The organism is uncultured Tenacibaculum sp., from assembly GCF_947499065.1.
GTDB lineage: Bacteria > Bacteroidota > Bacteroidia > Flavobacteriales > Flavobacteriaceae > Polaribacter.
Genome location: NZ_CANMMT010000017.1, coordinates 1 through 8,929 on the forward strand (window position 1 = coordinate 1; position 8,929 = coordinate 8,929).

At 29.3% G+C, this 8,929-nt stretch carries 10 protein-coding genes; all 10 read right to left on the bottom strand.

Going from position 1 to position 8,929, the window contains the following annotated elements:
* Positions 1-206: 206 nt before the first annotated feature.
* Positions 207-845 carry a suppressor of fused domain protein gene (locus Q0958_RS18655; RefSeq protein WP_299126032.1) on the bottom strand — a complete coding sequence of 213 codons (639 nt, stop codon included), beginning with the start codon at positions 843-845 and terminating at the stop codon, positions 207-209.
* Positions 846-1,245: 400 nt separating this feature from the next.
* Positions 1,246-1,641: a hypothetical protein gene (locus Q0958_RS18660; protein WP_299126035.1), complete on the bottom strand. Its 396-nt coding sequence runs from the start codon at positions 1,639-1,641 to the stop codon at positions 1,246-1,248.
* Between the two features lie 268 nt (positions 1,642-1,909).
* Positions 1,910-2,392 (bottom strand): SMI1/KNR4 family protein, encoded by a 483-nt coding sequence (locus Q0958_RS18665; protein ID WP_299126038.1) that lies wholly within the window; start codon positions 2,390-2,392, stop codon positions 1,910-1,912.
* A gap of 80 nt (positions 2,393-2,472) precedes the next feature.
* Entirely contained in the window at positions 2,473-4,131 is a 1,659-nt protein-coding gene (locus Q0958_RS18670) for a HEAT repeat domain-containing protein (RefSeq protein WP_299126040.1), read from the bottom strand.
* Positions 4,132-4,216: 85 nt separating this feature from the next.
* Positions 4,217-4,645, bottom strand: coding sequence for a hypothetical protein (locus Q0958_RS18675; RefSeq protein ID WP_299126042.1), 429 nt, complete (start codon positions 4,643-4,645; stop codon positions 4,217-4,219).
* 110 nt (positions 4,646-4,755) lie between these two features.
* On the bottom strand, positions 4,756-5,520 hold the full coding sequence (locus Q0958_RS18680; protein WP_299126046.1) for an SH3 domain-containing protein: 765 nt from the start codon (positions 5,518-5,520) through the stop codon (positions 4,756-4,758).
* A gap of 300 nt (positions 5,521-5,820) precedes the next feature.
* A complete protein-coding gene (locus Q0958_RS18685) occupies positions 5,821-6,216 on the bottom strand; it encodes a hypothetical protein (protein ID WP_299126035.1) in 396 nt (131 codons plus the stop codon).
* Positions 6,217-6,599: 383 nt separating this feature from the next.
* Positions 6,600-7,364, bottom strand: a complete 765-nt coding sequence (locus tag Q0958_RS18690; protein ID WP_299126048.1) for a hypothetical protein — start codon at positions 7,362-7,364, stop codon at positions 6,600-6,602.
* Between the two features lie 455 nt (positions 7,365-7,819).
* A complete protein-coding gene (locus tag Q0958_RS18695) occupies positions 7,820-8,053 on the bottom strand; it encodes a hypothetical protein (RefSeq protein WP_299126051.1) in 234 nt (77 codons plus the stop codon).
* A gap of 255 nt (positions 8,054-8,308) precedes the next feature.
* On the bottom strand, positions 8,309-8,758 hold the full coding sequence (locus tag Q0958_RS18700; RefSeq protein ID WP_299126054.1) for a hypothetical protein: 450 nt from the start codon (positions 8,756-8,758) through the stop codon (positions 8,309-8,311).
* Positions 8,759-8,929: the final 171 nt, after the last annotated feature.

Consider the following 8,929-nt stretch of genomic DNA (forward strand, 5'->3'; position numbering starts at 1 on the left):
TGAGCAAACGAAAAGTTTACTGTAAGAACTAAAATTATTATTAGAATTGAGTTTTTCATAATTATGGGCAACGGTCTCATATAACCGTCAGTTACGGATTTAAAGTTACTTATTTTCAGTTAAACATTGACCTTAGCAATTTCGATTGGATTCGGACGTAGTTGAATCCGTCTTAATTGTGGTTATATATTGTTGCTAATAGTATCTTATTTACAAACATTTTTTCTTCCAATTTTCACAATTTCCTCTATTCCGAATTGGTCAAATTTTTCAAGTAAATCCATAGCGCTATTTTTCTTTTTGAATTCCAACTCTTCTTTATAAAGTGGGATAATTGAATAAACATTAATTGTCTTATTATCATCCAATTCGATTTGAGTAAACTCGTCAGATAATTCCATTGAATGAACTAACATTACAGAATTAAAACCAATTCCATCAGCAAGTTCTTCGTTATCTTCATGTCCAAAAGTGTGCCCAAACCCTAACCATGTTTTATTTGGATGGGGAAGCATCATTAATTGTTTCATAATTCTAATTGGCCAATAATTTCTCTCGTTACTGAAAGATTCATATTCCAAATTCCACTCTTTTGGCAATAATATCATTACTTCGGCAAATTCAGATGATTCAATATCTTCTGGTATTTTCATAGGTAAAGCACTCATTCCACAACTTAATAAAATATGATAAGGTCTATTTTTAGTGGCTTTTATGAAATAAACATCTCTATGAATTATTTCAGATTCTATTTCATCAAATACTTTTATATCTGCGTTTTCGTCAAAAAATTGATCTAAATGATTATCAATTATTTCAACACTATTTGGGACATTTTCATTCATTTTTTTCTCGGTCTTTTGGGAATAAGCGAAAGTTGAAATTAAAATCAGTAATATAGTTTTATACTTGATTATTTTCATTTAATTTCTGTTTCTCAATATTATTAGCAACTTGTTTATATGCGGAACTTTTAGGTGTTTTTATAAAACTCAAAATATTCACAATTTTTTTAGTTTTTCAATATAGCATAAAAAAAGGATATGATATTCTTAAGTTTACTCTATTAGCGAAGTTCGCTGATGATTTCGCAAGAATTATAAGTGGTATTGTTAAAGAATAGGTAAGTAGTGGAGCTAAAATTGTCAAAGAAAAGGTGGGTAAGGAGTTTGTAGAGGTGTTTTGGTTGGTTGTTGTTAGATGTTGCTAACGTGTTTGTGTATGAGTAGTTGTTTGGATTAGCATTTAATTTTCCCCTGATGTATCAAATTCGTCACCATTTAGCTTTGTTATTTCTGTAATCCAAAACTTTGGTGCTCCATTATCACATCCTGATTCAGCACAAGAACTAATAAATCCAGTTAATTTATATGTCATTCCAAATTTTTCACTTTTATTATCATAGAGCCATCCTCTAATCTCATTTTCTCCATTTAAAAATTCTGGGTCAATGTCTTTTCCGAGAATAAAGTTATAGCTACTGTCTGTTACACTTTGTATATTCATATCGTCATTCCAGTCTCCACAAGCATATTGCATAAAACGAGCTTCGATGGTAATAGGTTTTTCATTTAGCTTGTTAATTCGATTACAGCTTACTAAAGCTAATACTATTAATAATATGTTATAACTTACTTTCATTTGGGGTTTAATGATTTAGAACTTATTTATATGCGCAATTTTTAGGTATTTTAATAAAACTCAAATATTCACTAAATTTTTAAGTTTTCGAATATAATATAAAAAAGAATATGGTTTCCTAAGTTTATTCTATCAGCGAAGCTCGCTGGTGATTTCGCAAGAATTATAAGTGGTATTGTTAAAGAATAGGTGTGTGGTGGGGCTAAATAGAATAAGAATAGCTAAGTAAGAAATTTTAAAGGAGTTTTGGTTGGTTGTTATTAGCGTTTTATTCTTCTAATGGATAACATTTGTCAAGAAATTCATCTAAAGAATTAGCTAATAGGCAAAATCCAAAATCACCATTATCCACATGAAAAATTTTGCCATTGTGAAATCCTCCTATTGATACATATATTTGACTTCCACTATAAGTTTCTATTAAAGGAAATAATTTATCAGATTCCACATAGTCAGTATTTACTTCAAAATCATTTTGAAATTGCTCTAAGTAATTTCGGTACTCCCATCTTTCTTTAATTGAGTTTAATGATTCTACTTTTTGAAGTCCATCATCGGTTTTCCATCCATCATTATAAGTTAAATCAAAAAAACATTCAGCTTGTTTCTCAAATTGTATTTCTGAATCAGCATAATTCTTAAAGAAAATCTTGATATCATTTGGTAAATTAAATCCAGTAAATTTCTCAATATCTGCTATGTCAGAATCCGTAAATGGTTTTGGGTTTTTAAATTCTATTTTATTGTTCATTTAATTTCTGGTTCAGTAGGTTGTTAACGTTAACGGTAACATATAAGATAGTAACGGATTTTATACACTGTTAGGGCACGTTATTTATCCCATTCTTTTAATAATTCATCCACTAATACTCTGACATTTTCTTCATCGCTATTTTTATAAGATTCAATGTATTTTTTTGCTTTGTTTCCTTTTATTTTTGATAAAACTATTAAATATGTTTGAGCATTATAATCGCTATTGATTCTTTCTTTTTCACAAACTTCAATGATTTTATCTATGGAAGATTTATCTTTTAGATTTGCTAAACCCATAGCGGCATCCCTTTTAACTGCAAAATCTGTTTTTTCGTTTAATAATAGTTTCAAGAATATTTCTTTATGTTCTTCTTTTGGAAAATTTGATAAATATTCAATAGAGCTTCTTTCCCAATGTAGACTTTGTTCGGTTTTATATATCTCATTATATATTATTTGAAGTGTGTCTATTTTGTTTTCAATAAGTATTTCAGTTATAGAAACCACTCTTTGCTCTGGTTTAGCTAACATACTTATTAGTTTATCCAAAATTATTTTTGTGTTATTTCCCTTTAAGGCATCTACAGTCCAATATCTAACGGAAGAATCAGAATTATCTAAATAAGTAGTGAGAATTTCTTCAGATATTTTATCATTTCTACCCGTTAGAACTTTAATTAAATATTTTTGAATTTCAATATTTTCTGTTTCTAATAAAGCTTTTTGAACATCTTTAAGTATTTCATCTGAAAATAAAAGTGGCTGTTTATTAATGTTAAAATAATAATTTTTGGGAATTTTATTTAAAGTAACTAATTCTAGCCAATATTTAACATTTGCTATATTTTTTGATTCAAAAAAAGCATCTAAAAAATCTTCAGATACAGGGTTCTCATTTTGTGATATTTCTTTTAAATAATTTACATCTTCAATTGTTGGACTATTTGCCAATGCTTGAATTGCAATACTTCTAGTTTGCGTGCTATCTAATAGAGGAATAAATGTTTCTTTTAGATTTCCTATTTGAAGCTCTTTTACAGAATATATTGCGTAACCTTTAATGTTGTAATTCCAATTTTTTACTGCATCAAGAAGTAACTCTTCTGTTTTTTTGTTCTTTCCAGTTATTGATAGTATTTGTGCCGATAAAATTTTTGATTTAAAATCATCACTATTGATTCTTGCATAAGCTGTATTTTTTAAAGAATCCTTATCTAGTTTAAAGTATAATGGAATCATATGGCTGTTTCCAAAATTTTCATTTTCAATAAGAAAATCAAAAAGTTCGGTAGTGTGCTTTGTTTTTAAATGCATTAGTGCCATTCCAGACCAAATTAGATTGCCTTTTTTTTTCTCCGTTTTTATTTTTTCTAAAAGACTTTTCTCATAATTTATGTCTCCTGCACCTGCAATTACTAAATATGAAAGTAATCTTTGATTTGGGTTTTCAGAATTAAACAATGTCTGAATATTGTTTTTATAAACATCAGTTTCCTTAAACTTCGTAAGAGGATATTGTAATATATTTTGATTTTTTAAACTTGCAGTTAGTTGAGTTATATCGCTATGAGGTGTTAGCAAAGTCGAGTACTTTCTAAACATATCATTCAATTCAGTTTCACTAAAATTAGTTTTGGTTGCATTCTGGAAGTCTTTTTTGAAATCATCAATATTTTGACCAAAAGACATTACTGATGTAAAAAAAGTAACTAATATTATTATGTATTTCTTCATTTCGTTTTAATATGTTCTAACGGTTTGTGTATGGTGCGTATCCCGAAGGGTATGCACTATACACCTTGTTATGCTCTTTTTTCTTTTATAAGTTTTCTGTTTTGTTCATTTCCCATTCCCCTTTTGTTCCTGGAAAAAAGGCTAAACGTCCCTTCACAAATCCAAATCCAATTTTAAACTTCCAAGTTCCTTTAATTGAGTTTGTCTCGGAATTAATTATTCCTTTATAATAGATTGGTCTATGTGGTTTATCCTCTTCAATTCTAGTTCCGTCTTGAAGAACAGATGTACTGACTGGCATTCTTTTTACGAACTTAATTTTATTCCCTTTTACAGTACCTGAAAAATTTCCGATTCCTTTAGTTCCACCCATCTCAACATTATCAGATATTTTTCCAGATATTTTGAAATTAGAATAATCATCTACAATTAATTCAAACTCAGTTTTTCTGTTTTTTAGAGTTTCTGGGACATTTCCAGAAAACCAATATTTTCCATTCCACTTTCCTTTCATTGTTCTTGAATTGAGCATAACTCGTTTATATGCGTAACTTTGTTCCTAGTATTTGTCTAATTTGGTTGGCTATGCGGAATTTTTAATAAAATAGTGTTTCCATTAGTATTTTATTCTTGTTGTAGCCAATTAAATTTCCCATTTTTCCAAAAGATAAAACCGCCCCCACAACTTTCAGAAGCGTGCATATATAAAGAGTTGTAACTTAATTTAACTTTTTTACTTTCAGGAACATCTTTAAAGTCAACAAAATCATCTTCATAATTTGACCATAAAACCTCTCCTTTCTTAACCTTTTCAAATATACCAATCCAACTATAGTCGGTCATGTTGAAAGGATCATTTTCATTTCCTAATATGTATATTTTAGTTTCAGTTCCTTTATTGATAAATCCTATTTTTGTTTCTCCATCAGAGTTCTTTAATAAGATTACAAGATCATTTTTTTTGTCTCCGAAAAAATCACCTTTCAAATAGAAAGGAGTAATACTTGTGTTTAAAGTAAGCTTATCGAATTCTGGGTATTTGGTAATTTCATTTTTAATCTCTTCAATACTTTCTTTTTTCGGTTTTAAATATCCATCAAATACATATCCATATTTTACATTAGAAATGAAAGTGGGAAAGTTTTTAAAATTTATTTTTACCCAATTACCTATTATTTCTTGTCCGTTATCTATTATAGTTTGACTATTATCGGTTTTCTCAATTATACCAACTTCAGCACCAAAATATAGCTTTCCTATTTTTTTACCTTTTGAGTTAGGTTCTTGCCTTAAAAACAAACCGTTTTCAGCGGTTACAACAAATTTATTTTGAGAATAAGTTAATACTGTCAAGAATAAAGTTATATGTAATATTATTGATTTTTTCATATTGATAGCAATTTGTTTATATGAGAAGCTTTTAGGTGTTTATATAAAACACAAAATATTCACAATTTTTTTAGTTTTCGAATATAGCATAAAAAAGAATATAGTTTTCCTAAGTCTTTTCTATCAGTCAACCTCGCTGATGATTTCGCAAGAATTATAAGTAGTATTGTTAAAGAATAGGTGAGTAGTGGGGCTAAATAGAATAAGAATAGCTAAGTAAGAAATTTTAAAGGAGTTTTGGTTGGTTGTTATTAGAGGTTGTTTGCGTGTTTGTGTATGAGTAGTTGTTTGGATTAGCATTTAATTTTCCCCTGATGTATCAAATTCGTCACCATTTAGCTTTGTTATTTCTGTAATCCAAAACTTTGGTGCTCCATTATCACATCCTGATTCAGCACAAGAACTAATAAATCCAGTTAATTTATATGTCATTCCAAATTTTTCACTTTTATTATCATAGAGCCATCCTCTAATCTCATTTTCTCCATTTAAAAATTCTGGGTCAATGTCTTTTCCGAGAATAAAGTTATAGCTACTGTCTGTTACACTTTGTATATTCATATCGTCATTCCAGTCTCCACAAGCATATTGCATAAAACGAGCTTCGATGGTAATAGGTTTTTCATTTAGCTTGTTAATTCGATTACAGCTTACTAAAGCTAATACTATTAATAATATGTTATAACTTACTTTCATTTGGGGTTTAATGATTTAGAACTTATTTATATGCGCAATTTTTAGGTATTTTAATAAAACTCAAATATTCACTAAATCTTTAAGTTTTCGAATATAATATAAAAAAGAATATGGTTTCCTAAGTTTATTCTATCAGCGAAGCTCGCTAATGATTTCGCAAGAATTATAAGTGGTATTGTTAAAGATAGGTGAGGGGTGGGTTTAAATAGCCAAAGAAAAGGTGGTTAAGGAGTTTTTAGAGGTGCTTTGGTTGGTTGTTGTTAGATGTTGCTAAGAGTTTAGTATAAGAATAGTAGCCGATTGCGTGATACTTTTTTGTCAGGTTACAAGAAAGTTGAAACGGGTTATAATCCATGAATTTACTACTGTCTTGGCTATTGTTTTTATACATCGTTGGGCATGGTATTTTTTTCAACCCCAACCAATCGAGTTATCATCTTGCCTATCATTTCTGACTTCGATTTTTCATCTTGTATAGATTCAATTAATTTAAATGATAGAAGTATATTTTGAACGTTAATCAAGCTATCATGGTATTCTTTAAGTTGACGGACAGTCTTATTATATAAATAGAACAAGACTCCTGATATAAATTCTACGAAAATTCCTGAGCCTGAAGCTATATACCCAATTTTTTCAAATTCTTTAAATTGGAAGCCTAATACCAAACCTATTGATATTAGCACAAATCCTAAAACTCCTGTCATCAGTGAAACCTTAAAACTTTGCTGTGTATGAGTCTTTACTAAAGTATAGTATGCTGAAAGATTTTCCACATTTATTTTTACAAGACTTTCGAAGTATTGAGTTGTAGAATCTGTAGAGTCTGGTAGTTTAAGCATTATATTCCTTATTGCTTCATTAGCCTCTAGCTCTGATTTTGCTGCTGAAACGTCAGACCCCAAAAATGCGAGTAGAAAAAACACAAATGCAATCCAAAAAACCATAAGTAACCATGTTGGCATTACAAGTAATTCAGTATAATGAAAGCTAATAAATAAGCCCCCAATTGCAGATAATGCTAGAAATGTAATTTTATCAACTAATTCGCTCTTAACTTTTCCTTTTGCTTTAGCAATTGCACTTTCAATTTTTGCAAATCTTTCTTCTTTTGGACTTTCAAACGAATAATTATTTTCTTCTTCCATATATTTTATATTTAAAGCACAAAAGTTTGATATATTATGTCTAACTTGTTTATGAGCGGAACATTGTTTTTATCATTTACCTAATATGGCTGACCAAGCGGAACTTTTGTTCCTTTTGTCGAGCCCATAGATATTCACTAAATTTTTGAGTTTTCGAATGTATCCTAAAAAAAGAAGCTGGGTTTACGGAAAACCTTACTTTAAGTAAGGGGTTTTCCTGTTTTTTTGTCAGGATAAATCCTTAGCAAGTGTTTGATGATAGTGTGGTGTGTTGTAAATGAGGTTTTTTAGTTTTTTCTATCAGCGGAGCTCGCTGAAGGTTTCGCAAGAATTATAAGTGGTATTGTTAAAGAATAGGAGGGTAGTGGGGCTAAATAGAATAAGAAAAGGGTGGTAAGGAGTTTGAAGAGGTACTTTGGTTGGTTGTATATGGCGAGTATCCCGAAAGGTATGTACTATATACCTTGTTGTGGTGTCGTTTTATTTTTTAATTCCTTTACTATTTCAACAAATTTAGTATAACTATCTGCGGGAGGATTTTCATAGTGAATATATCCCATTTCAGACTTGAAGAATTCCTTCATCTGCTTTAAACATTCGTCTTCATTGTATGTGATTAAGTTTCCACTCATATCTGCATTTCTTGAAATACCGAATATCATATTTCCATCTTTCGTGTAAAATATCATACCATGCTTGTTCGGATTATTTTCATCCTTATTTCTCCAGTAAATACTTTGAGAACATTCAGGATTAAATTCAAGATATGTCATTAAATCATCAGCATAATCAAATTCTTCAATAGGATTATCTGAATATTGAGGAATAAGATATTCATCAGCACTTTCTTCTCTCGAGGGTAGAAAAGTATTTAAGAAATCAATTGCTTTAGACTTTGATCTTGATTTTTTGGATTAGGTATATGTTTGCTAAATACCCCATTTTTAACCTCTTACTATTTTCAATTTAGCTTCAATTTTTTTAGCATTATTTGCAAGCTCTTCCATGGAATGTATATCTTCAATAGTTATCCATTTACCCATTTGACAACTTTTTAATAATTTCATAGAATTTAAAAAATCATCAATTTCAAGTGTATAACCATTATAGTCTATACAATCTGTCCAACCTCTTGCTTCATTCCATTGTTTCATAAATATGGGTAAAGAATCATATTTGACTGTCTTTATATTTTTATCAAAGAATTCTTCTAAAGCCAAATCAAAATAGCCACCGTCAAAAATGATTGCAATTCTTTGGTTTTTTTCCTCATACCAAATAATATCTTCTTTTCCACAGGCAGGAATTCCACATTCAGGACATGGTTCTGTTGTATTTTTAACAATATTGTAAAAGAATTTTTTTCCGTTTGATTCAATTTCGTGAATTTCCATTTTGATTCTTTATGCACTACCGCTTATATATGCGGAACTTTTAGGTGTTTTTATTTGTTTTAGCTGAATCTATACTATTATTTTTTTATAGTGTTGTTCATAGCTAGTTTTTCATTTTATTCAATTCCAAAATCCGTTTTTTGTACATTCCAATTATTGATTCAGGACTCC

Excerpts from the sequence above, each read along its gene's own strand:
- Q0958_RS18680 (WP_299126046.1), bottom strand. The coding sequence starts at position 5,520 with ATGAAAAAATCAATAATATTACATATAACTTTATTCTTGACAGTATTA.
- Q0958_RS18670 (WP_299126040.1), bottom strand. The coding sequence starts at position 4,131 with ATGAAGAAATACATAATAATATTAGTTACTTTTTTTACATCAGTAATG.
- Q0958_RS18695 (WP_299126051.1), bottom strand. The coding sequence starts at position 8,053 with ATGATATTTTACACGAAAGATGGAAATATGATATTCGGTATTTCAAGA.
- Q0958_RS18675 (WP_299126042.1), bottom strand. The coding sequence starts at position 4,645 with ATGAAAGGAAAGTGGAATGGAAAATATTGGTTTTCTGGAAATGTCCCA.
- Q0958_RS18700 (WP_299126054.1), bottom strand. The coding sequence starts at position 8,758 with ATGGAAATTCACGAAATTGAATCAAACGGAAAAAAATTCTTTTACAAT.
- Q0958_RS18660 (WP_299126035.1), bottom strand. The coding sequence starts at position 1,641 with ATGAAAGTAAGTTATAACATATTATTAATAGTATTAGCTTTAGTAAGC.
- Q0958_RS18685 (WP_299126035.1), bottom strand. The coding sequence starts at position 6,216 with ATGAAAGTAAGTTATAACATATTATTAATAGTATTAGCTTTAGTAAGC.
- Q0958_RS18665 (WP_299126038.1), bottom strand. The coding sequence starts at position 2,392 with ATGAACAATAAAATAGAATTTAAAAACCCAAAACCATTTACGGATTCT.
- Q0958_RS18655 (WP_299126032.1), bottom strand. The coding sequence starts at position 845 with ATGAATGAAAATGTCCCAAATAGTGTTGAAATAATTGATAATCATTTA.
- Q0958_RS18690 (WP_299126048.1), bottom strand. The coding sequence starts at position 7,364 with ATGGAAGAAGAAAATAATTATTCGTTTGAAAGTCCAAAAGAAGAAAGA.